The following is a 25,055-nucleotide window of genomic DNA, read 5'->3' as shown; positions in this document are numbered from 1 at the left end:
TCTTTCTTGGAAACATGGGCCGGCCCGCCACTCGGGGGGTAGTAGCGGGCCGGTGTCTGTTGCGCGCGGCTGTCTAACCCAGCCCCGCTGCGAGTCCCAGAAGATCCTGCGCGGGAATGATGTTGCCGATGTCGCCAAGGACCGGGATGTTGCCGAGCTCTCCAAGTCCCGCGATGCTGCCGACGTCGGCGACGTCGTCGAGCAACGGCAGATAGGACTGCCAGTCCTCGCTGAGCCCTCCGGGAATGAGGGGTGCGATGTCATCCAGGCCGGGGTCGGCATTCGCCGCGCCCGACCCGAATCCAACTGCGGCCAAACCCATTACGCCTGATATGGCGCCTGCGACCGCGATTCTCTTTGTTGCCTTCATGGTGCTGTGCCTCTCGTTGCAGCTCGGTATCGCCTGACACCCGTAGCAGGCCGAGTCTTCTCGGCAGACCTTGGAAGTTTCTAAAAGCCCGGCACCAGGGCAAAGAAATAGCCGCTGAACAGCGGCTATGTGGTGCGCGATACTGGGATTGAACCAGTGACCTCTTCCGTGTCAGGGAAGCGCTCTCCCGCTGAGCTAATCGCGCCGGGAAACCTCGTCGGAGGTGGAGACGGGAATCGAACCCGTGTGCACGGCTTTGCAGGCCGTTGCCTCACCACTCGGCCACTCCACCGCGGGGGTTGATGCCACTGCACCCTTCGAGCGGATGACGGGATTCGAACCCGCGACCCTCACCTTGGCAAGGTGATGCGCTACCAACTGCGCTACATCCGCACGCCACGAACGGCGTGCCGCCCGTCGCGAAGGACGACAATAGTCGACCCGAGCAAGACACCACAAATCCCTTGCTTCGAAACCGTTTGTGTCAACCCAGATGGTAGGTGTCGCGGGAGAGCGAGAACTCTCCGCGGTACTGAAAATCCAGCAGGTGATGTCCGACGGGGCGCTCGAGCACACGATCGAACCCGCAACGATCTTGTCTCCGAACGCCAATGCGTTAAAACAGCTGGTAGGCCTTGAACGCAAGGGTGAAGCCGTGTCCGGTGTCTTCGTCGCGACACGTGATGCCGGAGTTCGCGCTTTCGCACCGCAACGGGCCCGCGGTGATCGCTTCGCCGTACGGCAGCACCTCGTCGGGGCCGAAGGCGGTGTCACCGGCGCATACGAAGGAGGCCGGTTGGCCGGCGACGATCTCGATGCCTTGTCCGTAGTCGAACTCGCAATCCGCAGGGCGCGGCGGCGGCGACCAGTCGCGGTCGATGATGTCGCAGCGGGCCAGATTTGCGTCGATCATGCAGGCGACGTTGCCCGTCGGAGAAATGAAGCCGGTGAACTCGGACACCTCTCGGTCCACCGGCTTGGGCTTGGCCGTCGACGTCGGCGGCGAGGACCGCGGCACGGACCCCTTTGTCGCCACCGAGGCGGAGCTTGTGGGCTCAGGGCTGGGGGAGTTGGCGCATCCGGAAAGGACGAGCAAGGCGACCACACTGGCAACTGCGGAGGTCGGACGTCTGCCAGGTCGAGCCACGGCGCGACGATAGCCCGGCAACGCGGGAGGGGGCGACGAACAGTGAAATGCGGGGACACCCATTGCGAAAAACGAATTCGGGCCGAAAGCCGCGACCGTGCTAATCTTCGACCTCGTTCGACCTTCGGTCGAGCTCCCCGGTCTCGTAGCTCAGGGGGAGAGCGTCCGCCTCACACGCGGAAGGTCACTGGTTCGATCCCAGTCGGGACCACCACCACTTCGCTGCGCTTCGCAGTCGCCGCCGGGCCCGAAACCATACGATCGCCAGGTGGGCGAACCGACGATCACCGACGACGGGCGCTACATCGTCATCAACGGGCGCCGGTGGCGAGCAACCGACCCGCTGATACCGGACGGGCGGCGAACCGAGCTGGTGCAAATTCTGATGGCCTGGCGCCGCGAGGTGCGACGAACCAAGGGAACCACCGAGGAATCGGCGGCCCGGGCGGGTGTGCAGGCCGCGAAGGTTGCATTGGGTGAGCGCGGCTCTCCGCCATGGTGGGAGCAGGATGACGGAGGCCGCCGCGCACGGTGGCAGGCCGAGGTGCCGGCGCCTGGCGTCCGAGATCGCGAGTAACAAGCGACACGCGCAGCTAGCGGCGTCGCCGCCAGACCACGAATCCCACCGCCAGCACGCCGATCACCGCGACCGCGGCGATCGGCACCGTTCGGTTCGGATTGTCGGTGACGGTTTGCCGCACGGCGTCGGCCCTCTCGACGACCTGTTCCTTGGTCTCCGTCGCCTTCTCTTTGGCGCGCGCTTTGACGTTGAGCTTGTCGGCCAGGGCCTCCACGGTTTCGCCGAGTTCCTTGCGCGTCTGCTCGACATCAGCCTCGATGTCTTCGATACCCGCGTCGGGACCTGGCTCGGGACGATTGGGGTCAGGTGCTGCCATGGCGTGCTTCCTTCACTTCCTCGATGTCGGCTTTGACGGTTTCGACCGTCTTCGGCGCTGCCGGGGTGACCTCGCCCGCCTCGCGTTTACCGACCAGAGCCGCGACGCCTGCTACGACGAACAGCAGTGCTGCGACGATGACCGCTGCGGCCCACACCGGCAAAACCAACGCCAGCGCGGCCACCGCCGCGCCGATCAGGGTCATAAAGCCCAGGAGGGCCAGCAAACCTGCGAGGCTGAAAAGCCCGGCACCGATACCGGCGTGCTTTGCTGACTCGTGGAATTCCTTCTGCGCCAACCGCAACTCGTCGCGGATCAACCGCGAAGTCTGCGCCGACAACTGGCTCAACAACTCGCCGGTCGACGCGTCCGCAGCGGGTTTGGATTCAACTGTCATGGTCCGGCTCCTTTCTCGCTCCATCCCACAGGCATGCCCGCGCGTGCGGCTTTGAAACGCCTACCTATTGCTTGCTGGCGGCAGGGCACGCTTCGGGCACAGAACGATCACCACAGCATCTCGGTATCAGTGGCCAAACCTCAACGGGCGCAGTAATTCCGGTGCCAAGCGTCGCCGAACATCACCGTTTGGAAGTACTACGTCACCATTTGGATACGGCACGGTGCGGCGTGTCCCGCCGGCGTCCTTCGTACAGATAATTGACGAGGTCGTCCAACGACGGCCCTGGTACGGCACGGGTTGTGCTGCTCCACGTGAATGCGGAATGTCAGAGTGCGAATGAAGGAGTCGATGGGCGATGGCGATCTTTGATCGATTCGACCTCAAAGTAATTGCTGTCGGGGGGTTGTGTGGCGTCGCTATTGCGTTGAGCCCCGGCGTTGCGGCAGCTGGCGGCTACGAATGCCTGCAGACGTCGGCAGGTGAGGCCGGTCCGGTTCCCGCAGCTCCCGCAGCTCCCGTAGCTGGCGCAGCACCCGCGTGCGCTCCAGTCACCGAGATGGCAGGCGTACCGATGGCCCTCCCCGGGCCTCCACTGGCGCCGCCGATAGTTCCCCCACCGCTGGTTCCGCCGATCGTCCCGCCGTTGGTACCACCGGTGGTTCCGCCTTTGGCTCCACCGTTGCCGATCGCGCCGATCGGAGCGCCGATCGCGGCGGGTGCTCCACTTGCGCCGCTGACCACCATGGGCGGTGCGGCCGGCGGCAAAGGTGAGTCGACCGGTCCGGCACCGGCCGGAGCGCCGGTGGCCGGTCAGCCGATCGCGCCTGGCCCCACCGGGCACTGACTCTGCAATTCCGCGACGACCCGCCCCCACCGCGTGGGGGCGGGTCGTTGTTTTGCATTCTCATCCGAATGCGTGGTGCGCCGCCTGCGGTGCATGAATCCACTGGTAGCCAGCGGGTTTGCGCACAATCCTCAGGCGGTCACCATCGTCGGCCACAGGCGGTGTGGTCTGCTATGTCTTCGATTGTCATGTAACGCTTCGGAATCCATCTCAGGGTCCAGCGTGATACGGCATGGAGTGTCACGCTGGACAAGCACTCGTGGTCGAGGAGTTACCCCGGCGTTGGTGCGCCTACGACAATCCGAACGCGCAGACTCGTCAGCCGGTTATTGTCCGGGGAACTTCGATGCTGTTCTCCCGCACGATGATCGGATCACCGACGTTGACAGTGTTGAAGTACCACTCGGCGTCCTCGGTGCTCAGTCCGATACAGCCGTGGCTGACATTCTCGTAGCCCATTGAATTGACAGCCCACGGCGCTGAATGGACGAAGAGGCCGCGCTGGGTGAAGCGGACGGCATATTCCACATCGAGCAGATAGCCGTCGGGGGAGTCGACGGGGATGCCGACGCTGCTCGAATCCATCATCACGTCGCGTTCCTTGCCCAAAACGGCAAAGGTGCCGACAGGCGTCGGATACTTCTCCCTACCCATCGAGGCGGGGAACACGCCCGGTTCTCCCCAGCGGGGCCGGTGGTGGGGCGACGGAAGCTGAGGTGCGTCCACGCCGTCGATCGTGACGGTGAAGGTATGGTCCGAGATGTTGGCGACGCCGATGACGGCGGGCCCGGTCCTGAAATTCGTGGTGGCCAGACCGCCGCGCATCGTCAGCGACACGGTGCTGTGCGCCGGCCAGAAACCATCCGGAACCCACTGCACCACAGTGCTTTCCAGCCATTCGTACTTGCCGGTCATGGCAGGTGTCGACTTGATGTTGAGGGTGCGCTCGGCTGCCCGCCGGTCGACAACCGGCGTCTTGAACGTCACCACGACGGGGTGGGCGATACCCACCACCGCGTCTGTTGCGGGCTGCACCGACGCGATGGCGGGTCGATACGACTGGCTGGCCGCCGAGCTGGACGCGGTCGGCCCCGCAACCACGCTCGCAGTCGTCACGACTGCGGCAAGAAAACACCGAACAACCCCACGCATGGCTTCCGATTCCTGTTGAAATTACAACCTTGTCAATTAGTGATCGTAGGGCTGCCAAGGCGATTCGAAGCTCAGGCCCGCCTTCGCAATTCGGTCACCGGTTCGTCACGCTTGCGCAACGGCGAGCAGACCGAGCAAACTACGAGGGGAATTGATGGGCAAAGTCGCACAACGGGTTTCGATGGGCCGCTGCGGATCCGGTCGACTGAGACCTTCCCGCGACGACACCGAGACGGTACTGCGACGTTATTCGGCGGCGGTTTTGTCGGCGACGAGTTCGGTGGCGACCCTGATCAGCGGCACATTGGAATCCTGAGACAACTTGCGCAGCAGCTCGAACGCCTGCACCGCGTCGACGTCGTAACGCTCCATGATCATGCCCTTGGCCTGACCGATGACGTCGCGGCTGGACAACGCCCTCTTGAACTGCTCGTCGCGGCGCGCCGAGTTCCAGGCGACCGATGAGTGCGCGGCGAAGACCAAGCCGATGTTGCGCGATTCGCTGTCGAAGACGTTCGGCTCCTCGCTGTAGACGTTGAGGGCCCCCATCGTCTCGCCGGCGATGAACAACTGGAACGCCATGATCGACTTGATCGGTGTCTCGGCGAGCGCGTCCTGCCGGTAGAGCGGAAAACGATCGTCGGTCTCGAGGTTGGCGACATGGACGGTCTTTTCCTCCCACGCCGCGGTGAGGCACGGGCCCTCTTGGTGCCGCTGCTGGATCTTGTCCAACAACATCGGATAGATGTGTGTCGCCGCCGGGGTGTCGATGTGCTTGCCGTTGCGTGTGATGGTGATGCCCGCATACTGCGCGCCCGGAATTTCCACCGCGGCGTGCTCTGCCAGCTCGGCGACCACAGTGTCGGAGTCCGCATCCGGGCGGCCGTGCAGGCTCTGGACGAGCTCAGCAATACGCAGGTGGGTCGCTTCGACCTGGGTTGGATTGTTCAACGTTCACCGTCCGCACACTTGATGGGTTTTACCAGATTACGCGTGGTGAACGCGCCGGGTGACAGCGATCGCCAGGCCGGGCCTCAGAGGGCACGCAAATAGCGCGTCGTGACGGCGGCCTGCACCAGCGACGTGACAGGCGATGCCAGCCGGCTCCACCACGTGGCGTGCCGGGAGAAGGCCGTGACCACGGCGAACACCGTCTCGGTGGCGGCGTCGTAGCGGACGAGGAACAGCTCCTCGCCGGACTCGGGGTGGCCGGGCAACGTGCCGTATGCGAAACCACGGCGATCGGGTTCGTCGACGACGTAGACGACCCGGCACGGCGCCTGCACCGGGCCCAGGCCCACGATCACGTCCGACCTCACAGCGGCGACGTCCGTCGTCGCCTGGACCTTGACGCCGGCGCCGCGCAACATCCCCCACCTCATCCCGCGAGCTGCAGCGTCGTCGAACCGCTGGCGGCCCCGGCCGATCACCGCCGTCTTCTGCACGTGGTGGTATCCCGCGGGCAGTGGTCCTGCGGTGGCACCGACTTCTGTATAGGTCAACGGCAGGGCGGGAAGATCGCTCAGTTTCATTGCGGCCAGACGCTATCGCTCGGGGTGGGCCCACGCATGAGCCGGGGATTAACAATCTCGGCGTACGGTGCCAATCATGACCACCTTCAACGTCGGCGGTGACCTCACCGTCAATCGTCTGGGATTCGGCGCGATGCGTCTGACGGGCAAGGGCGTGTGGGGTCCGCCCGACGATCGCGACGAATGCATCCGCGTGCTGCGCCGCCTTGTCGAGCTCGGCGTGAACTTCATCGATACCGCCGACTCCTACGGTCCGTACGTGTCCGAGGAGCTGATCAAGGAAGCGCTGCACCCATACCCGGACGGGCTCGTCGTCGCGACCAAGGCCGGTCTGCTGCGCACCGGACCCGACGAATGGCCTGTGCTCGGCTTCCCCGCGTACCTGCGTCAGGAGTGCGAGATGAGCCTGCGTCGCCTCGGCGTAGACACCATCGACCTCTTTCAGTTGCACCGGATCGACGACAAGTTCCCCGCCGAGGACCAGGTCGGCGAATTGGTCAAGCTGCAGCAGGAGGGCAAGATCCGCCACATCGGGCTGTCCGAGGTGAATGTCGACCAGCTCGCGGCCGCCCAGAAGGTCGCGACCATCGTGTCGGTGCAGAACATGTACAACCTCACGGTCCGATCCGCCGAACCCGTCCTCGAGGCGTGCGAGTCCCAGAACATCGGCTTCATTCCGTGGTTCCCGCTGGCTGCCGGGCCGTTGGCTGCTGCCGACGGTCCGCTGCAGCGCATCGCGGCCGAACACGATGCGACGGCGTCGCAACTCGCACTCGCCTGGCTGCTCAAGCGGTCGCCAGTGATGCTGCCCATCCCCGGCACGTCAAAGGTCGCCCATCTCGAGGAGAACGTTGCGGCCGCGGGTATCGAACTGTCCGACGAGGAGTTCGAGACGCTCAGCGAAGCCGGGTCTGCTTCCGCCTGACCCAGGCAATCCGGCCTGAGGGTGAGCCAGGCAATACGGTGGTCGGTGTGACGACCGATCATTCCTCGGGTGAGCACCCCGGCGGCGGATTCAATCCGCCGGTCCCGACCACCAAGGGTGGACCCGACTACGGCCGGTTCGTCGATGCCGTCCGCACCCTGCAGGACCACGCCCGCGCCGCCGACGCGCCCGACGACGTGATCACCGAGGCCGCCGCCCTCGTCGAGAAGGTCACCCAACTGCTGGCGCCCTATTACGCCGACGAGTGGGCCTCGCCATCGGGGCGACGCATGGACCTGCCCAACCGCGGCAACCTGCTCGCGATCCCTCTGGACCTGCACAAGACAGATGACGGGCGGATCGAGGGCACGGCGCGGTTCCGCCGCTTCCACCTCGGTCGCAACGGCGCCGCACACGGTGGCGCGGTCGCACAGCTCTTCGACGGGCTGCTGGGATACACCGCGTTCACGCTCAGCGGCAGCCGAGCCCAGCGCACCGCGTTCCTGCATGTCGACTATCGCAAGATCGCGCTTGTCGAGAAGGAATTCGGAGTCGACGCCCGCATCGACGACATCGTGGACCGCAAGATCTTCGTGTCCGGCCGGCTGCTGGACGGCGATGACGTGCTCGCCGAATCGCACGCGCTCTTCGTGAAGCTGAAGCCGGGCCAGCCGTGAAGCAGGACGAAGAGGAACAGCCCAGCCGCGTCCGTCGGTGGGCGCGTTACCGCGACCGGCTCCGTGAACGTCCCAGAATCGAGTTCTTCTACCGCATCGGGGTCGGAATCGTCGGCCTGGCGGTCTTCGCCGTCGGCATCGTCGCCATCCCTTATCCGGGACCGGGTTGGGCCATTCTGTTCGTCGGACTCGGCATTCTGGCCACCGAATTCGAGTGGGCACGACGGCTGCTGGCCTACGCGAAGGAGCGCTACGACAAGGTCATGGACTGGTTCCAGGCGCGACACTGGTCCATTCAGGTCCTCGGCGGCATCTTCACGGCGCTGGTCGTCGCGGGCACCCTGTGGCTGCTGGGCGCGGCGGACTGGACCGCCGAACTCTTCGGCTTCGATTGGCCCTGGCTGAACAGTCCTATTGGCCTGGGGTCTTGAGGACAAGCACCGATAGCATGGTCGCGTTCGACCACAGCCCCGACCAATTGGAGACATCCCGATGAGCGCCGCCGTCATCCCCGCCCCAGCAGCCCCTATCCGGGTCGCTGCCGGGACCACCGCGGGTGCCGCTGTGCGAGACGCGGGCCTGCCGGGTCGCGGTGATCCAGCCGCCGTGGTCGTGGTGCGCGATCCCGACGGGCGGTTGCGCGACCTGTCGTGGGCTCCCGTCGCTGATGTCGACGTCGTCCCGGTCGCCGCCGATACCGACGACGGCCGTAGCGTCATCCGCCACTCCGCCGCCCACGTGCTGGCCCAGGCTGTGCAGGAAATCTTCCCTGAGGCAAAGCTCGGCATCGGTCCCCCCCTCACCGACGGCTTCTACTACGACTTCGACGTCCCACGCGCGTTCACCCCCGAGGATCTCGAAGTGCTGGAAAAGCGCATGCGCCAGATCGTCAAGGAGGGGCAGCTCTTCTCACGCCGGGTCTACGAGTCCAAAGAGCAAGCGCGCCAGGAACTTGCGAACGAGCCGTACAAGCTCGAGCTCATCGAGGACAAGTCCGGTGACCCCGACGTCATGGAGGTCGGAGGCGACGAGCTGACCGCGTACGACAATCTCAATCCGCGCACCCGCGAACGGGAGTGGGGCGATCTGTGCCGCGGCCCGCACATCCCGACGACGCGCTACATTCCGGCGTTCAAGCTCACCCGCAGTTCGGCCGCCTACTGGCGGGGGAACCAGAACAACGCGAGCCTGCAGCGCATCTACGGCACGGCGTGGGAGTCGCAGGAAGCCCTTGACCGCCACCTGGAGTTCATCGAGGAGGCGCAGCGCCGCGACCACCGCAAGCTCGGTGTGGAGCTGGACCTGTTCAGCTTCCCCGACGAAATCGGTTCGGGGCTGGCGGTTTTCCACCCCAAGGGCGGCATCATCCGCCGAGAGCTCGAGGAATACTCACGCCGCAAGCACATCGAGGCAGGCTACGAATTCGTCAACACCCCGCATATCACCAAGGAACAGCTCTACATCACCTCGGGGCACCTCGAGTGGTACGCCGACGGCATGTACCCCCCAATGCACATGGACGCCGAGTTCGACGAGGACGGCACGCTGCGCAAGCCGGGGCAGGACTACTACCTCAAGCCGATGAACTGCCCTATGCACCACCTGATCTTCCGGTCACGCGGACGGTCGTATCGGGAACTTCCGTTGCGGCTCTTCGAATTCGGCTCGGTGTACCGCTACGAGAAGTCCGGAGTGGTGCACGGCCTGACCCGGGTGCGTGGCATGACCCAGGACGACGCGCACATCTACACCACCCGTGAGCAGATGCGTGACGAGCTGGCGTCGCTGCTTCGGTTCGTGCTCGACCTGCTCGCCGACTACGGGCTGAACGACTTCTATCTCGAGCTCTCGACGAAGGACCCCGAGAAGTACGTCGGCTCCGACGAGGATTGGGACGAGGCCACCGAGACGCTGCGTGAGGTCGCTGAGGCCTCCGGGCTGCACCTCGTGCCCGATCCCGGTGGCGCGGCGTTCTACGGACCGAAGATCTCCGTTCAGGTCAAGGACGCGCTGGGCCGCAGCTGGCAGATGTCGACGATCCAGCTCGACTTCACCATGCCCGACCGCTTCGAGTTGGAGTACACCGCCGCCGACGGCACCCGCAAGCGTCCGGTGCTCATTCACCGTGCGTTGTTCGGCTCGATCGAGCGGTTCTTCGGTGTCCTCACCGAGCATTACGCCGGCGCTTTCCCGGCGTGGCTGGCCCCCGTGCAGGTGGTCGGCATCCCCGTCGCCGACGATCACATCCCGTACCTCAATGGCCTTGCGAATCAGCTGAAGATGGCCGGTATCAGGGCCGAGGTCGACGCCAGTGACGACCGGATGGCCAAGAAGATCGTGAACCACACCAACCAGAAGGTGCCGTTCATGCTCGTGGCCGGTGATCGCGACATCGAAGCCAACGCTGTCAGCTTCCGCTTCGGTGACCGTACGCAGATCAACGGTGTGCCACGCGACGAGGCGGTGGCGGCCATCGCCAAGTGGATCGAAAGTCGGGAAAACGCCGCTCCGACAGCCGAACTGGTCAAGGTGGGCGCTCAGCCGTGACACGTGACGAGCGTCAGCACGAAGAGCGGGATGACGAGCACAGAATCGTCGACCACGGCGTCGGCGAGCCTGATCACCTGCAACGGCTGTGGACCCCGCACAGGATGAGCTACATCGCCGAGTCCCCGTTTCGACGCAACAGTTCCGATCCGTCGGAGCCGTTCACCGACATCCCGAAGATGGCCGACGAGGACGGGCTGATGGTGGCGCGCGGCGAGCTTGTCTACGTCGTACTGAACCTGTACCCGTACAACCCGGGACATCTCATGGTCGTCCCGTACCGCCGGGTATCCGAGCTCGAGGATCTCACCGACGCGGAGAGCGCGGAACTGATGGCGTTCACCCAGAAGGCGATCCGTGTCATCAAGAGTGTGTCCAACCCGATGGGCTTCAACGTCGGGCTGAACCTCGGCAAGGTCTCGGGCGGGTCGCTGGCCGAGCACCTGCACATGCACGTGGTGCCGCGTTGGATCGGCGACGCGAACTTCATCACCATCATCGGCGGCGCGAAGGTGGTCCCTCAGCTGCTGAGCGAGACGCGTGAACTGCTGGCGACGGAGTGGGCGAAGCAGTAATGAGCAATCTGTACCTGATGACGCGTGCGGCATACGAGAAGCTCTCTCGGCCGCTTGCCAAGGTCGCGCTGCGCGCCGGGCTCACCCCCGACAGCATCACCATCCTCGGCACCGCGGGGACGGTGTTGGGCGCACTCACCCTGTTCCCGATCGGCCAGCTGTGGTGGGGCGCTTTCACCGTCTGGATCTTCGTGCTCGCCGACATGCTCGACGGTGCCATGGCTCGTCAGCGGGGCGGCGGTACGCGTTTCGGCGCGGTCCTCGACGCCACCTGTGACCGGATCGGTGACGGTGCGATCTTCTGTGGCCTGTTGTGGTGGGTCGCGTTCGGCATGCGCAGCACGTCCCTCGTGGTGGCCACGTTGATCTGTCTCGTTACCTCGCAGGTGATCTCGTACATCAAGGCGCGCGCCGAGGCCAGCGGGTTGTCCGCCGAGGGCGGCATGATCGAGCGGCCAGAACGGCTGATCATCGTGCTGCTGGGCGCCGGGCTCTCAGGCCTGTTCGGCATTCCGTGGCTGTTGCATGTGGCGATGTGGGTGCTCGCGGTGCTGAGCCTCGTCACCCTGGGTCAGCGCGTGCACAGCGTGCGTACCTCACCCGGAGCGATGGACCGGCTGACGAAGCCCGACAGCGCTGCCGGGGAAGAACCGGAGACGTCGGGACACCAGCCGGCCGGTGGACCCGGGGATGAGTCATGACGGCGCCCCTGTGGGAGCTGGGCAACTCGCTGAGCGGCAGGTTGGCCGACTGGGGATACGCTGCAGGCTGGCAGGTTGTTCGTGCGATGCCGGAGGTGTTGGCGCGCAACGCCTTCGGTGCCGGTGCGTACTACGCCGCACGTGGCGGTGGACCTGAACAACTACGCAAAAACCTCGCCCGCGTGATCGGTGTAGAGCCCGAGCGAGTGCCCGACGGGCTCATGCACGCGTCACTTGCTTCCTATGCCCGGTACTGGCGCGAGGCATTCCGGCTGCCCACGATGGACCTGGCCGCGGTCGCCCGCCGGCTCGACGAAGTGAGCCTCGGAACGCACCGGCCTCAAGCCGCGTTGGACGCCGGCCGCGGCGGGATCCTGGCGCTGCCGCACAGCGGCAACTGGGACATGGCGGGCGTCTGGCTCGTCCAGAAACACGGCACCTTCTCCACGGTCGCCGAGCGGCTGAAGCCCGAATCGTTGTACCGTCGCTTTATCGAGTACCGGGAAAGCCTTGGCTTCGAAGTGTTTCCGGCGTCCGGCGGCGAGCGCCCACCGTTCGAGTTGCTTGCCGAGCGGCTGCGCGAGAACAAGCTCGTCTGCCTGATGTCCGACCGCGACCTCACTCGGTCCGGAGTCGAGGTCGACTTCTTCGGCGAAGCCACCCGCCTGCCCGCTGGACCGGCCAAATTGGCGATCACCACCGGCGCCCACCTGATTCCGGCGCACGTCTATTACGACGGCGGCGACTGCGTCATCGACCTTCAGGAGCCGCTCGACACCAGCTCGAACGACGTCACCGCCGTCACCCAGGCGTTGGCGAATCGGTTCGAGCACAACATCGCCGCGCATCCGGCCGACTGGCACATGATGCAGCCGCAGTGGCTGGCCGACCTCTCCGACGAGCGGCGCGCCAAACTCGAGGCGACCTGATGCGCATCGGCATGGTCTGCCCCTACTCGTTCGACGTGCCGGGCGGCGTGCAGTCGCATGTGTTGCAGCTGGCCGAGGTGATGCACGACCGCGGCCACGTGGTCAGCGTGCTGGCACCGACGTCGTCTCGAGCACAAGGTTCGCTGCCCGACTACGTGGTGTCGGGCGGTAAGGCGGTGCCGATTCCGTACAACGGGTCGGTGGCGCGGCTGCGTTTCGGCCCGGCGACCCACCGCATGGTCAAGAAGTGGCTCGCGCAGGGCGAATTCGACGTGTTGCATCTGCACGAGCCCAATGCGCCGAGTCTTTCGATGCTGGCACTGAACATCGCCGAAGGTCCTATCGTCGCCACCTTTCACACCTCGACCACGAAGTCGTTGACGCTCAGTGTGTTCGAGCCGTTTCTGCGGCCGATGCACGAGAAGATCGTCGGCCGCATCGCGGTGTCGGACCTGGCGCGACGCTGGCAGATGGAGTCGCTCGGCAGCGATGCCGTCGAGATACCGAACGGGCTGGACGTCGATTCGTTCGCGTCGGCGCCGGCGATGGACGGCTACCCGCGCGCAGGCAAGTCAGTCCTGTTCCTGGGGCGGTTTGACGAGCCCCGCAAGGGCATGGCCGTGCTGCTGCGGGCCTTGCCGCGCCTCGTCGAGCGGTTCGGCGACATCGAGATCCTGATCGTCGGCCGCGGCGAAGAGGAGGAGCTGCGTCGCTCGGCAGGCAAACTCGCGAAGCATCTGCGGTTCCTGGGCCAGGTCGACGACGCCGCGAAGGCCTCGGCGCTTCGCAGTGCGGACGTGTACTGCGCGCCCAACACGGGGGGAGAGAGCTTCGGCATCGTGCTCGTCGAGGCGATGGCCGCGGGTACTGCCGTGGTGGCCAGCGACCTCGACGCGTTCCGCCGCGTGTTGGTGGACGGGACCGCGGGCCGGCTGGTGCCGGTCGACGACCCGGCCGAATTGGCGGCAGGACTGATCGAGGTACTGGAGGACGACGACGTCCGGGCGCGTTACGTCCAGACGGCTGCCGAGGTGGTACGCCGCTATGACTGGTCGGTTGTGGCGCGACAGATCATGCGTGTCTACGAGACCGTCGCCGGGGCGGGAGCGAAGGTTCGGGTGGCGGGAACGGCGAGCGCTGCGGCGGGCACCGGGCTCGCGAGTACCAGGGGAAAGGCCAGGGGTTTTAGGTGATCACTTGGATCCTCGTGATCGCGCTGGCGCTGCTTCTCGTGGTGCTGCTGTTGGTGGGCGCCTGGGCCTTTCAAACCGCCAACCGGCTGGACCGGTTGCACGTGCGCTCCGACCTCTCCTGGCAGGCCCTGGACGGCGCGCTGGCGCGGCGGGCCGTGGTGGCTCGTGCGGTGGCTGTCGACGCCTACGGGGGCGCGCCGGCGGGCAAGCGACTGGCAGCGCTGGCCGACGCGGCCGAGCGTGCCCCACGGCAGCGGCGTGAGGCGGCCGAGAACGAGCTGTCCGCGGCGTTGGCGATGGTCGAGCCGTCGTCGCTCCCGCACGCGCTGGTCGCCGAGCTGGCCGACGCCGAGGCGCGGGTCCTGTTGGCTCGTCGATTTCACAACGACGCTGTCCGCGATACCCTCGCTCTGCGTGAGCGCCCCGCGGTCAGGCTGCTGCGGCTCGGTGGAACCGCGCCGCTACCAACCTATTTCGAGATCGCCGAGCGTGCGACGGCATCCGATGAGATGGTGCCCGCGCCCGACCAGCGAGTGTCAGCGCGCGTCGTCCTGCTCGACCGCGACGGGGCGGTATTGCTGTTTCGCGGATCCGATCCCGCCGTCGCCGACGCACCGATCTGGTGGTTCACGGTCGGCGGCGCCGTCGAGCCGGGGGAGGCGCTCGCCGACGCCGCCGCGCGGGAGATCGCCGAAGAGACCGGCCTGCGGGTCAGCTCCGCCGATCTGATCGGGCCGGTGTGGCGCCGGGGCGCGGTCTTCGAGTTCAACGGCGTGCTCATCCGCAGCGAGGAGAAGTTCTTCGTCTACCGGACCGACCGTTTCGAACCGTCGACAACCGGTCACAACGACCTCGAGCGGCGCACGATTCATGGTCACCGGTGGTGCGATGAGACAATGATTGCCGAGCTGGTCGCCAAGGGCGAGACCGTATATCCGTTGCAGTTGGGTGAGCTCCTCGGCGAAGCGACGAACTTGGCCGATCACCCGGTTGAAATGGCGCGGAGGCAGTTGCAATCGATCCGTTGATCTGCGGATTCTTTTGTATTTGCGGCCCTCATTAGACTGGATCAGTAGCGATTCGGAGGAGATAGCAGTGGATACCGCACCTAACGGGTCGGTGACCCAAACCGGAACCGCCCGGGTCAAGCGCGGGATGGCGGAGATGCTCAAGGGCGGCGTCATCATGGACGTGGTCACCCCCGAGCAGGCCCGCATCGCCGAGGGAGCCGGCGCGGTCGCCGTCATGGCGCTCGAGCGGGTGCCCGCTGACATCCGGGCCCAGGGCGGGGTCGCGCGGATGAGCGATCCCGATCTGATCGAGGGGATCATCGAAGCGGTGACCATCCCGGTGATGGCCAAGGTGCGTATCGGGCATTTCGTCGAGGCGCAGATCTTGCAGAGCCTGGGTGTCGACTACATCGACGAATCCGAGGTGCTCACTCCCGCCGACTACACCCACCATGTCGACAAGTGGAAGTTCACCGTGCCGTTCGTGTGCGGTGCGACCAACCTGGGGGAGGCGTTGCGCCGCATCACCGAGGGCGCCGCGATGATCCGCTCCAAGGGTGAGGCCGGCACCGGAGATGTGTCCAACGCGACCACCCACATGCGCGCGATCGGCGGTGAGATCCGTCGCCTCACGTCGCTGTCAGAGGACGAGTTGTTCGTGGCGGCAAAGGAATTGCAGGCGCCCTACGATCTTGTCGTCGAGGTGGCGCGGGCAGGCAAGTTGCCGGTCACGCTGTTCACCGCCGGCGGTATCGCGACCCCGGCCGACGCGGCGATGATGATGCAGCTCGGCGCCGAGGGAGTGTTCGTCGGTTCGGGCATCTTCAAGTCCGGGGATCCGGCTGGTCGCGCCGCCGCGATCGTGAAGGCCACCACTTTCTACGACGACCCCGACGTGCTGGCGAAGGTGTCGCGCGGCTTGGGTGAGGCCATGGTCGGTATCAACGTGGAGGATGTCGCGGCCCCGCACCGGCTCGCCGAACGCGGCTGGTAGAAACCATCCGATGAGCCGTTTCCGCGAAGAGCAACGATAACCGCATGTCGATCGAACAGATCCTTGATCTCGAGCAACTCGAGGTCAACATCTATCGCGGCACCATGTGGAGCCCCGAGTCGGGATTCCTGCAGCGCACGTTCGGCGGCCATGTGGCCGGCCAATCGCTGGTGTCCGCCGTCCGCACGGTCAACCCCGAGTTCCAGGTGCATTCGTTGCACGGCTACTTCCTGCGGCCGGGAGATGCGACGGCGCCGACGGTGTACATCGTCGAGCGGTTGCGTGATGGCGGTTCCTTCGTGACGCGTCGCGTCAACGCGATCCAGCACGGCGAGAACATCTTCTCGATGTCGGCGTCGTTCCAGACCGATCAGAGCGGCATCGAGCATCAGGACGCGGTGCCGTCGGCGGCGCCGCCTGACGATCTGCCCGCGCTGTCGGACATCAAGGCATTCGACGACGCGGGGTTCAAACAGTTCGCGGAGTGGGACGTGCGAATCGTGCCGCAGGACAAGCTGACCCGCCTACCCGGCAAGGCGTCACAGCAGCAGGTGTGGTTCCGCCACCGCGATCCGCTGCCCGACGATTACGTCCTGCACATCTGCGCGCTGGCCTACATGAGCGACCTCACGCTGCTCGGGTCGGCGCAGGTGCATCACGCCGACGAGCGCGGACATCTGATGGTCGCATCGCTGGATCATGCGATGTGGTTCATGCGTCAGTTCCGCGCTGACGAATGGCTGCTGTACGACCAGTCGTCGCCGTCGGCGTCGGGCGGCCGTTCGCTGTGTCAGGGCAAGATCTTCAACCAGGACGGTGAGATGGTGGCGGCGGTGATGCAGGAGGGTCTCACCCGCTACAAGCGCGACTTCACGCCGTGAGCACCCCGCATGTCGGCGTGCTGGCGCTCCAGGGCGACACACGCGAACATCTTGCGGCGTTGCGCGCCGCGGGCGCCGAGGCCTCGACCGTCCGCCGGTTGCGCGAACTGGAATCCGTTGACGCGCTGGTGATCCCCGGCGGGGAGTCCACCACGATGAGCCATCTGCTTCGGGAGTTCGAGCTGCTCGAACCACTGCGCGCGAGGTTGGCCGACGGTATGCCTGCCTACGGGTCGTGCGCGGGCATGATTTTGCTTGCCACCGAGATCTTGGACGCCGGCACCGCCGGGCGTGACGCAACGCCGTTGAAGGCGATCGATATGACGGTGCGACGCAACGCGTTTGGTCGTCAGGTGGATTCGTTCGAGGACGATATCGACTTCACGGGTCTCGAGAAGCCCGTGCACGCGGTGTTCATCCGTGCGCCGTGGGTCGAGCGCGTCGGCCCGGACGTCGAGGTGCTGGGGCAGGCCGCAGGCCATATCGTCGCGGTGCGTCAGGGCAAGATGCTAGCGACGTCGTTTCACCCGGAGGTGACCGGCGACCGTCGCATCCACCAACTCTTCGTCGACTTACTGTGAATCGGGCGCGCATAGCAACCGTAGCGGTCGATACGCGCGCCGAATTCGCAATCAGCGGATGGGCAAACCCGTCACCGCGCGACCGATGACCAGCCGCTGAATCTCGCTGGTGCCTTCGAAGATGGTGAAGATCTTGGCGTCGCGATGCATCCGCTCGACCGGATATTCACGCGTATAGCCATTGCCGCCGAGGATCTGGATCGCCTCGTCGGTAACGTAGACGGCGGTTTCGCTCGCGACAAGCTTTGCCATCGAGCCCTCGGCGTTCTCGAACGGTTTGCCGTTACGGGCCATCCAGCCCGCCCGCCACACGAGCAGGCGCGCAGCGTCGATGCGAGCTTTCATGTCGGCCAATTTGAATGCGATGGCCTGGAATTCGCCGATCTTGCGGCCGAACTGCTCACGCTGCAATGCGTAGTCCAGCGCGTACTCATATGCCGCACGGGCCACGCCGACCGCCATCGCGCCGACTGTGGGGCGGGTGCGCTCGAAGGTGGCCATTGCGGCCTGCCCTTTCGAACGCTTGCCCTCGCGGACTTTCGCGATCCGCTCCTCGAATTTCTCTCTGCCACCGATGATCAGGCGGCCGGGGATGCGGACATCGTCCAGCACCACCTCGGCGGTGTGCGATGCCCTGATGCCGTGCTTGAGAAATTTCTGGCCCTGCCGGAATCCGGGGGTGTTGGGCGGGATGATGAACGACGCCTGACCGCGGCTGCCCAGCTCGGGATACACCGACGCGACGACGATATGCACCTCGGCGATGCCGCCGTTGGTCGCCCACGTCTTCGTGCCGTTGAGCACCCATTCGTCGGTTGCCTCGTCGTAGCGTGCGCGCGTCAAGATCGCGCCGACATCCGAGCCGGCGCCCGGCTCCGACGAACAGAAGGAACCGACCTTGGGGTCGTCGACTGTGCCGAACATCTGTGGCAAGAACTCGGCGATCTGCTCGGGCGTCCCGCCGCCGGCCAGCGATGCGGCCGCCAGGCCGGTGCCGAGGATCGACAGTGCGATTCCCGCGTCGCCCCAGAACATCTCCTCGAACGCGACGAGCATGCCAAGGCCGGACGGTTCGCCCGCCTGCTCGGCGAAGAACTCCATCGAGTAAACGCCGACCTTTGCGGCCTCCTGGATGATCGGCCACGGTGTCTCTTCGCGCTCATCCCATTCGGCGGCGGCCGGCCGGATCACGTCGGTGGCAAATTCGTGGACCCAGTCGCGAATGTGGACGAGGTCGGCTGACAGTTCGAGGTCGAACGACATACCTGTATCTTACTCCGGAGTAAGATACAGCGAAAGACGTGTGTGTTCGACCTAACACCTCAGCCCTGGACCGACAGCACCAGCCGAGACGCGGACGACACCGTATTCAAGCTGCTGGTTCCCACACTCGCGTGCCGAAAATTCATGATCACGGGGGTGTTCGGGTCCTGATCGTCACTGGTGAGGGTAAGTCGGATGCGATCCCCGGCAGCGAAGCGGCGGGCGTTGGGCACCAACGGAATCCGATACTCGACCTCTTCGCCGATCGGCACCGGGATGAACCGCCGGCACGGCAGCGCCGGTGCTCCCGGGCGGCTTGCGTCTTCGTCCACGTCGCGCAGGCTCGCCCTGAGCCATCCGGCCGTCACCTCGCTGGTGGTTCCGTCGGCGGCGACGTGCTCGAGCGTCGCTATCCACGCCGTATCGAAGGCGGTGGCCGACGCGACGAGGCGCAGTTCCGCATCGCCGACGACATCGATCGTCGCGGTCAGCGGCGCGCTGGTCCATCTCAGCTGCGAAGGAGGGTCGATGGGGCTGGCCTTCGCCCGGTTGAGGCCCGCGCCGAGGGTGAGGTACTCCCGGCGACCGGGCGTGCCTTCTGCGGTATCGAGCGTCCCGTCGGCGCGCAGCGCGAATTCAGTGAGAGACGTCGCGGCGGGCGGCCATTGGTCGGCGGTGTGCCAGCATTCGGCGCCGGGCAGCACGTATCGGATCGGCGATCCGTCCATGACGCCGGTGTCGTATCCCTTGAGCCAATGGTCGTACCACGCCAGTGCCTCGTGATGGAGGCTTTCCCATGGCCAGGTGAGGCCGAACGGCCCGAGCAGCGCCATCCGGACATTCGGGTTGTCCGCCAACGCTTCCCATGCGGCGAAGGTCGACGGCAGGTGTAACGGCACGTTCTCCCAGTCGCAACCCAGATATACCGGGATGTCGATGTTCTTCAAGAGCGGTAACAGGTTTCGCGCCTCCCACCAGTCATCGCGCACCGGATGCTTGACGACGGTGTCCAGCCACAGGTCGTCCCACGGATGGGGGCTGTGCGGCAGCTTCAGCAGCGCGCGCATCATCGTCACCGCGGCCTCACCGTTCATGGTCGCGAACTTGCGATGCAGGGGCGGCGCGTTGAGCACCTTGCGCGCCAGGGCGATTGCGGGGTTGCGGCGCCAGAAGCCGTCGCTGCGATCAGATGTCAGACCCATCATCGACAGGAATGGCGTGATGAAGGACGTGCTGACCAGGCCGTGGTGGGCGGCAGCCTCGTACAGATCCGCGGTGACTGCGACGGGGAAGATCGCCTTGAGATGCGGTGGCTTCTCAACGGCCGCTTCGAGTTGGGTCATCGCGAAGTAGCTGATGCCGATCATCCCGACGTTGCCGTCACACCAGGGTTGGGCGGCGGCCCATTCGACGAGGTCGTACATGTCCTGGCGTTCCTGCGGGTCGAAGAATGCAAAGGTGCCCCCGGACCCGCCAGTCCCGCGAACGTTCGCGATCACGTGGACGTATCCGCGCGATACCCAGAAGTCGGTGGCGCCGGCCTCGATGAACCCTGCGGGCGCACCGAAGTCCTGCATCTGACGCGGATAGGGCGACGCGGCGATCAGCGCCGGGTACTTGCCGTCCGCCTTGGGGCGGTGGACGTCGGCCAGCAGGGTCACGCCGTCGCGCATCGGCACCTGGGTGTTGTCGTCGTTGCGGATCTCGAACTGCGGCCGGCTGAGGTTCCGGTAGTCACGCCCGGTGGTCTGCGGCCCGTTGAGGTGGCGCTCGGTCATGAGTTTCACGCTACGTTGAAACTAGTCTCAACGCAACGTGAAACTTTGCTAGGCTGTCGACCGTGCCGAAGAACGCACCGCCCGGACCCCGCGACGAGCGGGGGGTGCTGTCCGCGCGCATCCTCGCGGCCGCCCGAGAGGAATTCGCCCAGCACGGGTGGGCCGGCACGACGATCAGGGCCGTGGCGAGGGCGGCCGACGTCGACCCCGCGCTCGTGTATCACTACTTCGGCTCCAAGGAGGCGCTGCTCGACGCCTCGACCAACCCGCCGCAGCGCTGGTTGGAGAGCGTCGCCAACACGTGGGCCACGCCCGTGGACGAGTTGGGTGCCGCGCTGCTGCGGCTGATGCTGGGTGCGTGGGCCGACGAGGAGATCGGCCCCGTGCTGCGCGCCGTTCTGCTCACCGCCGCCCACGACGAGGCAACGCGCGAGAAGTTGCGCCGAGTCGTCGAGAGCAGCCTCATGGGGGTCTCGCAGCTCGGTGTCGACGAGCGGGATCGCCTGGTGCGCAGCGGTCTGATCTCCTCGCAGATCATGGGGTTGGCGATGATGCGGTTCGTCTGGAAGATCGAACCGGTCGCGTCCATGGCCGACGACGAACTCGTCGCCGCGGTCGCGCCGAATCTGCAGCACTACGTCCAGGGGGACCTCACGTGACGATGGTCGAGCTCGAACCGCAACCACGAATCGACACGATCGTGCGCCTACCTCACGGCGGAGAGGCCAGGCGCACCGAATACGTCGGCACAGCGTGGTTCGACGGCAAGCCGCTCATCAATGGGTTGACCCTGCAACGCTCTCCGCACGCCCCGCGGGGCTTCCGCCGCACCTCGTTCGAGTCAACGTTCTTCGTGCCGGACAGCCTGCCGTATGACCGCGGCGCGCTCGGCGACGCGGTGCTCAGCGCCTCGGTCGTATTGCGCGGCTCCGGGGGCGAATCGAGCGCCATCGTCGATGCCACTGCGGCATTCGCCGACGATCCCTCGGGTTCACCGACCTGGATTCAGCTGGCGCTGCGGGCGAACATCGGCTGGCCGGCAGGCATCGGCTACCGCGTCGTCGCGCTCACCCCTCCCGACGCGGTTCGATAGGGCGCAAACGTCCACGTAGACTCGTCGGTCGAAGCTTGAGCACGACTGTTAGGAAGCGGGTAGTACACGCATGAGCGGCCATTCCAAGTGGGCGACCACAAAGCACAAGAAGGCCGTCATCGACGCACGCCGCGGCAAGAACTTCGCGAAACTGATCAAGAACGTCGAAGTGGCCGCGCGAGTCGGCGGCGGTGACCCTGCCGGGAACCCGACGCTCTACGACGCGATCCAGAAGGCGAAGAAATCGTCGGTCCCGAACGACAACATCGAGCGCGCCCGCAAGCGCGGCGCCGGGGAAGAAGCCGGTGGCGCCGATTACCAGAACATCACCTACGAGGGCTACGGGCCCAACGGTGTCGCGGTGCTGGTCGAGTGCCTCACCGACAACCGCAACCGCGCGGCGGGCGAGGTGCGCGTCGCGATGACCCGCAACGGCGGCAACATGGCCGATCCGGGTTCGGTGGCCTATCTGTTCTCCCGCAAGGGCGTCGTGACCCTGGAGAAGAACGGTCAGACCGAGGATGACGTGCTGACCGCCGTGCTCGAAGCCGGCGCCGAAGAGATCAACGACCTCGATGACAGCTTCGAGATCATCTGCGAACCAACCGATCTCGTCGCCGTCCGTACCGCGCTACAGGAGGCTGGCATCGACTACGAGTCCGCGGAGGCCAGCTTCCAGCCGTCGGTGACGGTGCCGGTCGACCTCGACGGCGCACGCAAGGTGCTCAAGCTCGTCGACGCGCTCGAAGACAGCGACGACGTCCAGGATGTCTTCACCAACATGGACATTCCCGACGACGTCGCGGCTCAACTCGACGACGAGGGATAGTCGCGTCAGCCCTTGAGGAACTCGCCGATTGCCCGGGCGGTTTCCTCGGGCTGATCGAGCATGATCAGTACCTTGGCATCGTCGACGTAACGCAAAGTGCCACCGGTCAATTCGGCCAAGGCCTCAGCGTGCGCGACGGGCATCACACGATTGCGGCTCCACAGCACCAGCACGTCGCCCGAGAAGTCCGCGAGCCGGTTGGTCGCGCGCACGAGCGAGGACTTGTCGAACCTGGTCCGTGCGTACTTGAGCAGGTCGCGGCGAATCCGCACGTCGGCGATTCCCGGATTCGTCCACGCCTCGATGATGTGCTGGGGGATGGGCTTGGCGGCCATCATGCCGAAGAGGAAGAAGCGGCGACGGAGCCAGCCGATGCGCAACTGCTGCATCGCCATCTTGACGGTCCCGGTGGTGCGAGTGCCGACCCAGGTGACCTTGCCGGGGAACCCGGGAGGGAAGTTGTCATACGCCTCTGACGGGCAGATCACGAGTCGGGCGATGCGTTTGTCGCGCCCGACGTCGGTGAGGAACAGCGGACCGCCCCAGTCGGACACCACGAGCGTGACGTCGGTGAGATCCAGTGCGTCGAGGAAATCGGCGACGACGTCGACCATGCCGGGCATCGTGAGATCGGCATCGTCGCGCATCGGGATGCGGTGCCCGCCGATCGGCAGCACCGGCAGCAGGTAGCGGTAGCCGGCCGGCAGGTGCGGTAGGGCGAGGTCCCACTGTGTGTCGTTCATCAGCAGACCGTGCAACAGCACGACCGGCGGGCCGTCCGGGTCGCCTTCCTCGCGGTATTCGATGGTCCCGGAAGGCAGGAGGATTTCCATCTCTATTCCTCTCATTAGAACGTTGATTCTAGAACGTATGCTCTAGTCTGTCCGCAGGAGGCGTCAATGGCAAGATCCACGCGCGAATCGATCCTCACCGCCGCCGCGGAGCTGATGCGGCACCGCGGGTACGCGGCGGTGGGCATGAAAGACATCGCCCAGGCCTCGGGTGCGCCGATCGGCTCGCTGTACCACCACTTCCGCGGCGGCAAGGTGCAGATCGCGCGTGAAGCGCTGATCAACGCGGGAGCGGCGTACGGGCTACTCATCCCGACGCTCATCGACGAATACAACGACCTCGGCCAGGCGTTCGAGGGCGTCTTTGCCCAGGCCGCGCAGGACATGGCCGCGACAGGGTTCGCGAATATGTGCCCGGTCGCCAGCGTCGCCGCTGAGGTGGCCGACACCGTCGAAGAACTGCGCGAGACCTCAGCCGCGGTGTTCCGGGGCTGGATCGACGGCGGTGCCGCCTACTTTGCCGCCCGCGGTCTGGCGCCACAGTTGGCGCGCGAGGTGACCTTGGCGCTCATCGGCGCATTGGAGGGCGCGTTCGTGTTGGCGCGGACGATGCGCGATACCGCGCCGCTGCTGGCCGCGGGCGCGACGCTGGGCCCGCAATACCGGGGCATCGCCTTGGCCGAGCCGGCTCAGCGGCTGCCGTTGGAGGACCGGGCGAACTCGTCGTCGTAGTCGGCGTGCTCATCGAAAGCCCTGGCGCGTTCCTCGGCTTCGGGGCTGCCCGAGAACATGCCGGACGCCACTCGAGGCGTCGCGCCGTCTTCGTCGCTGCGCTTGCGTGGTTCAGTGGGCGCGGCGGGTTCGATGCGCTGGGTCGGCAGCACCTGCCGATGCTGAACCCAATCCACCATGCCCTCGCGCACATTGCACCGGAGGTCGAACAGCGCGCCGGCGTTCGGGGCGCTGACCACGATTCGTACCCGCACCATGCCGCCCACGGCGTCGGTCACCTGCAGGACGCCACGCCTGCCGTCCCACAACTCACTCTCTGCGAGCAGCCGGTCCAGTTCGGCACGCATGTCGTCGAACGGCACGGAGAAGTCCACGTCGAACTCGACGCTGCCCATGATCTCGGTGTCGCTGCGGGTCCAGTTCTCGAACGGTTCCGTCGTGAAGTACGTCGACGGCAGCACGAGGCGGCGCTCGTCCCAGAGGCGCACCACGACGTAACTCAGGGTGATCTCCTCGACGCGACCCCACCATTGGCCGTTCTCGAGTTGGACGACGTCGCCGACGCGGATGGCGCCGGAGAACGCGATCTGCATACCTGCGAACACCGCGCCGAGAGAGGTTTGCGCCGCCAGACCCGCGACGACGGACAGGACGCCGGCCGACGCGAACACCGTGGTCCCGATATCGGAGAACGCCGGGAACGTCATCAGTACCGCGGCGCCGCCGAAGACCACCACGATGGCGATCGCGAGCCTGCGCAGGACCGTGACCTGCGTGCGAACCCGTCGCCAGCGGCGATCGGCGTCGGAGATCTGCTCACCGCCACCGCCGAATCTGGCGATCATGCGCCGTTCCGCGACCCGGACGAGGCCGGTGAGCAGCCAGGTCACCCCCAGGATCAGCAGGATCACCAGCGAATGGTCGACCATCCTGCGCCAGGAGTCGGCCGGATCCGACGTCCGCTGCACCGAGATGGACGCCGCAGCGACCATCAGCGTGAACCGCACCGGCATCCGCGTGAGTTCGGCGACGTCGCAGAGCATGGCACTACGGCGACCGATGCGGCCCAGCGCCCAGGTCAGCACCACTCCCAACAGGTACGCGGCGACCATGGCGCCTGCGGCCCACGCGAAGGTGACGGCGAGATTTGTTGCGGTTTCCAGTTCGTTCTCGTCGGGCATTGGGTGAGATCAGCTCCACTGAGTCGAGGTCGGG

The 25,055-nt window shown here is 65.9% G+C and carries 29 protein-coding genes and 4 tRNA genes; 19 read left to right on the top strand and 14 right to left on the bottom strand.

What is annotated here, in order from left to right; translation table 11 throughout:
- Window positions 1-73 precede the first annotated feature (73 nt).
- The 5 genes from M1248_RS23415 to M1248_RS23395 all read right to left on the bottom strand — a co-directional run bounded on the left by M1248_RS23415 (window position 74) and on the right by M1248_RS23395 (window position 1,406).
- The gene (locus tag M1248_RS23415; RefSeq protein WP_163726795.1) at window positions 74-370 is read right to left on the bottom strand and encodes a hypothetical protein; all 297 of its coding nucleotides are present in this window, start codon (window positions 368-370) and stop codon (window positions 74-76) included.
- A gap of 130 nt (window positions 371-500) precedes the next feature.
- A tRNA-Val gene (locus tag M1248_RS23410) sits at window positions 501-575 on the bottom strand.
- 16 nt (window positions 576-591) lie between these two features.
- Window positions 592-662, bottom strand: a tRNA-Cys gene (locus M1248_RS23405).
- Window positions 663-690: 28 nt separating this feature from the next.
- A tRNA-Gly gene (locus tag M1248_RS23400) sits at window positions 691-763 on the bottom strand.
- A gap of 223 nt (window positions 764-986) precedes the next feature.
- A complete protein-coding gene (locus M1248_RS23395) occupies window positions 987-1,406 on the bottom strand; it encodes a DUF6636 domain-containing protein (RefSeq protein ID WP_317149866.1) in 420 nt (139 codons plus the stop codon).
- Between the two features lie 250 nt (window positions 1,407-1,656).
- Between M1248_RS23395 and M1248_RS23390 the strand changes: the two genes are divergently transcribed.
- Both M1248_RS23390 and M1248_RS23385 read left to right on the top strand, forming a co-directional pair.
- Window positions 1,657-1,731, top strand: a tRNA-Val gene (locus tag M1248_RS23390).
- A gap of 54 nt (window positions 1,732-1,785) precedes the next feature.
- On the top strand, window positions 1,786-2,094 hold the full coding sequence (locus M1248_RS23385; protein WP_317149865.1) for a hypothetical protein: 309 nt from the start codon (window positions 1,786-1,788) through the stop codon (window positions 2,092-2,094).
- A 16-nt stretch (window positions 2,095-2,110) separates the two neighbouring features.
- On the opposite strand, the gene M1248_RS23380 is transcribed toward M1248_RS23385, so the two are convergent.
- Both M1248_RS23380 and M1248_RS23375 read right to left on the bottom strand, forming a co-directional pair.
- Complete coding sequence (locus tag M1248_RS23380) at window positions 2,111-2,413, bottom strand: DUF3618 domain-containing protein (RefSeq protein ID WP_317149864.1); 303 nt, start codon at window positions 2,411-2,413, stop codon at window positions 2,111-2,113.
- Window positions 2,400-2,810, bottom strand: coding sequence for a phage holin family protein (locus tag M1248_RS23375; RefSeq protein ID WP_317149863.1), 411 nt, complete (start codon window positions 2,808-2,810; stop codon window positions 2,400-2,402). Before M1248_RS23375 ends, M1248_RS23380 begins: the two co-directional genes overlap by 14 nt.
- 358 nt (window positions 2,811-3,168) lie before the next feature.
- On the opposite strand from M1248_RS23375, the gene M1248_RS23370 reads away from it, so the two are divergent.
- Window positions 3,169-3,657 carry a hypothetical protein gene (locus M1248_RS23370; RefSeq protein ID WP_317149862.1) on the top strand — a complete coding sequence of 163 codons (489 nt, stop codon included), beginning with the start codon at window positions 3,169-3,171 and terminating at the stop codon, window positions 3,655-3,657.
- Window positions 3,658-3,975: 318 nt separating this feature from the next.
- On the opposite strand, the gene M1248_RS23365 is transcribed toward M1248_RS23370, so the two are convergent.
- The 3 genes from M1248_RS23365 to M1248_RS23355 all read right to left on the bottom strand — a co-directional run bounded on the left by M1248_RS23365 (window position 3,976) and on the right by M1248_RS23355 (window position 6,341).
- Window positions 3,976-4,809 (bottom strand): L,D-transpeptidase, encoded by an 834-nt coding sequence (locus tag M1248_RS23365; protein ID WP_317149861.1) that lies wholly within the window; start codon window positions 4,807-4,809, stop codon window positions 3,976-3,978.
- A 246-nt stretch (window positions 4,810-5,055) separates the two neighbouring features.
- Window positions 5,056-5,760: a GAF and ANTAR domain-containing protein gene (locus tag M1248_RS23360; protein ID WP_317149860.1), complete on the bottom strand. Its 705-nt coding sequence runs from the start codon at window positions 5,758-5,760 to the stop codon at window positions 5,056-5,058.
- An 83-nt stretch (window positions 5,761-5,843) separates the two neighbouring features.
- Window positions 5,844-6,341 carry a DUF1990 domain-containing protein gene (locus M1248_RS23355; RefSeq protein WP_317149859.1) on the bottom strand — a complete coding sequence of 166 codons (498 nt, stop codon included), beginning with the start codon at window positions 6,339-6,341 and terminating at the stop codon, window positions 5,844-5,846.
- Window positions 6,342-6,417: 76 nt separating this feature from the next.
- On the opposite strand from M1248_RS23355, the gene M1248_RS23350 reads away from it, so the two are divergent.
- From M1248_RS23350 to pdxT, 12 genes are all read left to right on the top strand, one after another.
- Window positions 6,418-7,266, top strand: a complete 849-nt coding sequence (locus tag M1248_RS23350; RefSeq protein ID WP_317149858.1) for an aldo/keto reductase — start codon at window positions 6,418-6,420, stop codon at window positions 7,264-7,266.
- A gap of 47 nt (window positions 7,267-7,313) precedes the next feature.
- A complete protein-coding gene (locus M1248_RS23345; RefSeq protein WP_163726942.1) occupies window positions 7,314-7,943 on the top strand; it encodes a PaaI family thioesterase in 630 nt (209 codons plus the stop codon).
- Window positions 7,940-8,374, top strand: a complete 435-nt coding sequence (locus tag M1248_RS23340) for a TIGR02611 family protein (RefSeq protein WP_317149857.1) — start codon at window positions 7,940-7,942, stop codon at window positions 8,372-8,374. The genes M1248_RS23345 and M1248_RS23340 overlap by 4 nt, the downstream gene beginning before the upstream one ends.
- Before the next feature lie 61 nt (window positions 8,375-8,435).
- A complete protein-coding gene (gene thrS / locus M1248_RS23335; protein ID WP_317149856.1) occupies window positions 8,436-10,490 on the top strand; it encodes a threonine--tRNA ligase in 2,055 nt (684 codons plus the stop codon).
- Window positions 10,487-11,065 (top strand): HIT family protein, encoded by a 579-nt coding sequence (locus M1248_RS23330; protein ID WP_163685820.1) that lies wholly within the window; start codon window positions 10,487-10,489, stop codon window positions 11,063-11,065. The genes thrS and M1248_RS23330 overlap by 4 nt, the downstream gene beginning before the upstream one ends.
- Window positions 11,065-11,766, top strand: coding sequence for a phosphatidylinositol phosphate synthase (pgsA, locus tag M1248_RS23325; RefSeq protein ID WP_317149855.1), 702 nt, complete (start codon window positions 11,065-11,067; stop codon window positions 11,764-11,766). Before M1248_RS23330 ends, pgsA begins: the two co-directional genes overlap by 1 nt.
- Window positions 11,763-12,695, top strand: a complete 933-nt coding sequence (locus M1248_RS23320) for a phosphatidylinositol mannoside acyltransferase (protein WP_317149854.1) — start codon at window positions 11,763-11,765, stop codon at window positions 12,693-12,695. The genes pgsA and M1248_RS23320 overlap by 4 nt, the downstream gene beginning before the upstream one ends.
- Window positions 12,695-13,888, top strand: a complete 1,194-nt coding sequence (locus M1248_RS23315) for a glycosyltransferase family 4 protein (RefSeq protein ID WP_163726959.1) — start codon at window positions 12,695-12,697, stop codon at window positions 13,886-13,888. Before M1248_RS23320 ends, M1248_RS23315 begins: the two co-directional genes overlap by 1 nt.
- Window positions 13,885-14,916 carry an NUDIX hydrolase gene (locus M1248_RS23310; RefSeq protein WP_163726962.1) on the top strand — a complete coding sequence of 344 codons (1,032 nt, stop codon included), beginning with the start codon at window positions 13,885-13,887 and terminating at the stop codon, window positions 14,914-14,916. Before M1248_RS23315 ends, M1248_RS23310 begins: the two co-directional genes overlap by 4 nt.
- A 67-nt stretch (window positions 14,917-14,983) precedes the next feature.
- The gene (gene pdxS, locus M1248_RS23305; protein ID WP_163726966.1) at window positions 14,984-15,892 is read left to right on the top strand and encodes a pyridoxal 5'-phosphate synthase lyase subunit PdxS; all 909 of its coding nucleotides are present in this window, start codon (window positions 14,984-14,986) and stop codon (window positions 15,890-15,892) included.
- A gap of 44 nt (window positions 15,893-15,936) precedes the next feature.
- Window positions 15,937-16,773, top strand: a complete 837-nt coding sequence (tesB, locus tag M1248_RS23300) for an acyl-CoA thioesterase II (protein ID WP_163685815.1) — start codon at window positions 15,937-15,939, stop codon at window positions 16,771-16,773.
- Entirely contained in the window at window positions 16,770-17,354 is a 585-nt protein-coding gene (gene pdxT, locus M1248_RS23295) for a pyridoxal 5'-phosphate synthase glutaminase subunit PdxT (protein WP_317149853.1), read from the top strand. The genes tesB and pdxT overlap by 4 nt, the downstream gene beginning before the upstream one ends.
- Before the next feature lie 51 nt (window positions 17,355-17,405).
- Here pdxT and M1248_RS23290 read toward each other — a convergent pair whose 3' ends face one another.
- Complete coding sequence (locus M1248_RS23290; RefSeq protein ID WP_163726972.1) at window positions 17,406-18,617, bottom strand: acyl-CoA dehydrogenase family protein; 1,212 nt, start codon at window positions 18,615-18,617, stop codon at window positions 17,406-17,408.
- 59 nt (window positions 18,618-18,676) lie between these two features.
- Window positions 18,677-20,395 carry a CocE/NonD family hydrolase gene (locus tag M1248_RS23285; RefSeq protein ID WP_317149852.1) on the bottom strand — a complete coding sequence of 573 codons (1,719 nt, stop codon included), beginning with the start codon at window positions 20,393-20,395 and terminating at the stop codon, window positions 18,677-18,679.
- A gap of 62 nt (window positions 20,396-20,457) precedes the next feature.
- Here M1248_RS23285 and M1248_RS23280 point away from each other — a divergent pair, with 62 nt between their 5' ends.
- The 3 genes from M1248_RS23280 (at window position 20,458) to M1248_RS23270 (ending at window position 22,317) form a co-directional block, all read left to right on the top strand.
- Window positions 20,458-21,054 (top strand): TetR family transcriptional regulator, encoded by a 597-nt coding sequence (locus M1248_RS23280; RefSeq protein ID WP_317149851.1) that lies wholly within the window; start codon window positions 20,458-20,460, stop codon window positions 21,052-21,054.
- A 2-nt stretch (window positions 21,055-21,056) separates the two neighbouring features.
- Window positions 21,057-21,488: a hypothetical protein gene (locus M1248_RS23275; protein ID WP_232076481.1), complete on the top strand. Its 432-nt coding sequence runs from the start codon at window positions 21,057-21,059 to the stop codon at window positions 21,486-21,488.
- 70 nt (window positions 21,489-21,558) lie between these two features.
- Window positions 21,559-22,317 carry a YebC/PmpR family DNA-binding transcriptional regulator gene (locus tag M1248_RS23270; protein ID WP_163685809.1) on the top strand — a complete coding sequence of 253 codons (759 nt, stop codon included), beginning with the start codon at window positions 21,559-21,561 and terminating at the stop codon, window positions 22,315-22,317.
- Between the two features lie 5 nt (window positions 22,318-22,322).
- On the opposite strand, the gene M1248_RS23265 is transcribed toward M1248_RS23270, so the two are convergent.
- The gene (locus tag M1248_RS23265; RefSeq protein ID WP_317149850.1) at window positions 22,323-23,150 is read right to left on the bottom strand and encodes an alpha/beta hydrolase; all 828 of its coding nucleotides are present in this window, start codon (window positions 23,148-23,150) and stop codon (window positions 22,323-22,325) included.
- 66 nt (window positions 23,151-23,216) lie between these two features.
- On the opposite strand from M1248_RS23265, the gene M1248_RS23260 reads away from it, so the two are divergent.
- Window positions 23,217-23,840 (top strand): TetR/AcrR family transcriptional regulator, encoded by a 624-nt coding sequence (locus M1248_RS23260; RefSeq protein WP_163726983.1) that lies wholly within the window; start codon window positions 23,217-23,219, stop codon window positions 23,838-23,840.
- Here M1248_RS23260 and M1248_RS23255 read toward each other — a convergent pair.
- Window positions 23,798-25,021, bottom strand: a complete 1,224-nt coding sequence (locus tag M1248_RS23255) for a mechanosensitive ion channel family protein (RefSeq protein ID WP_163726985.1) — start codon at window positions 25,019-25,021, stop codon at window positions 23,798-23,800. The genes M1248_RS23260 and M1248_RS23255 overlap by 43 nt on opposite strands.
- Window positions 25,022-25,055 lie beyond the last annotated feature (34 nt).

Origin of the sequence: Mycobacterium sp. 29Ha (assembly GCF_032883055.1) — a bacterium.
GTDB classification, from domain to species: domain Bacteria; phylum Actinomycetota; class Actinomycetes; order Mycobacteriales; family Mycobacteriaceae; genus Mycobacterium; species Mycobacterium gallinarum.
The sequence above is the reverse complement of the archived record's forward strand: the minus strand, read 5'-3'. Positions and strand labels throughout refer to the sequence as shown.

Excerpts from the sequence above, each read along its gene's own strand:
- M1248_RS23365 (WP_317149861.1), bottom strand. The coding sequence starts at position 4,809 with ATGCGTGGGGTTGTTCGGTGTTTTCTTGCCGCAGTCGTGACGACTGCG.
- M1248_RS23285 (WP_317149852.1), bottom strand. The coding sequence starts at position 20,395 with ATGACCGAGCGCCACCTCAACGGGCCGCAGACCACCGGGCGTGACTAC.
- M1248_RS23320 (WP_317149854.1), top strand. The coding sequence starts at position 11,763 with ATGACGGCGCCCCTGTGGGAGCTGGGCAACTCGCTGAGCGGCAGGTTG.
- M1248_RS23375 (WP_317149863.1), bottom strand. The coding sequence starts at position 2,810 with ATGACAGTTGAATCCAAACCCGCTGCGGACGCGTCGACCGGCGAGTTG.
- M1248_RS23270 (WP_163685809.1), top strand. The coding sequence starts at position 21,559 with ATGAGCGGCCATTCCAAGTGGGCGACCACAAAGCACAAGAAGGCCGTC.
- M1248_RS23315 (WP_163726959.1), top strand. The coding sequence starts at position 12,695 with ATGCGCATCGGCATGGTCTGCCCCTACTCGTTCGACGTGCCGGGCGGC.
- M1248_RS23415 (WP_163726795.1), bottom strand. The coding sequence starts at position 370 with ATGAAGGCAACAAAGAGAATCGCGGTCGCAGGCGCCATATCAGGCGTA.
- M1248_RS23370 (WP_317149862.1), top strand. The coding sequence starts at position 3,169 with ATGGCGATCTTTGATCGATTCGACCTCAAAGTAATTGCTGTCGGGGGG.
- M1248_RS23260 (WP_163726983.1), top strand. The coding sequence starts at position 23,217 with ATGGCAAGATCCACGCGCGAATCGATCCTCACCGCCGCCGCGGAGCTG.
- tesB (WP_163685815.1), top strand. The coding sequence starts at position 15,937 with ATGTCGATCGAACAGATCCTTGATCTCGAGCAACTCGAGGTCAACATC.
- pgsA (WP_317149855.1), top strand. The coding sequence starts at position 11,065 with ATGAGCAATCTGTACCTGATGACGCGTGCGGCATACGAGAAGCTCTCT.
- M1248_RS23355 (WP_317149859.1), bottom strand. The coding sequence starts at position 6,341 with ATGAAACTGAGCGATCTTCCCGCCCTGCCGTTGACCTATACAGAAGTC.
- M1248_RS23290 (WP_163726972.1), bottom strand. The coding sequence starts at position 18,617 with ATGTCGTTCGACCTCGAACTGTCAGCCGACCTCGTCCACATTCGCGAC.
- thrS (WP_317149856.1), top strand. The coding sequence starts at position 8,436 with ATGAGCGCCGCCGTCATCCCCGCCCCAGCAGCCCCTATCCGGGTCGCT.
- M1248_RS23255 (WP_163726985.1), bottom strand. The coding sequence starts at position 25,021 with ATGCCCGACGAGAACGAACTGGAAACCGCAACAAATCTCGCCGTCACC.
- M1248_RS23380 (WP_317149864.1), bottom strand. The coding sequence starts at position 2,413 with ATGGCAGCACCTGACCCCAATCGTCCCGAGCCAGGTCCCGACGCGGGT.
- M1248_RS23350 (WP_317149858.1), top strand. The coding sequence starts at position 6,418 with ATGACCACCTTCAACGTCGGCGGTGACCTCACCGTCAATCGTCTGGGA.
- M1248_RS23265 (WP_317149850.1), bottom strand. The coding sequence starts at position 23,150 with ATGGAAATCCTCCTGCCTTCCGGGACCATCGAATACCGCGAGGAAGGC.
- M1248_RS23275 (WP_232076481.1), top strand. The coding sequence starts at position 21,057 with ATGGTCGAGCTCGAACCGCAACCACGAATCGACACGATCGTGCGCCTA.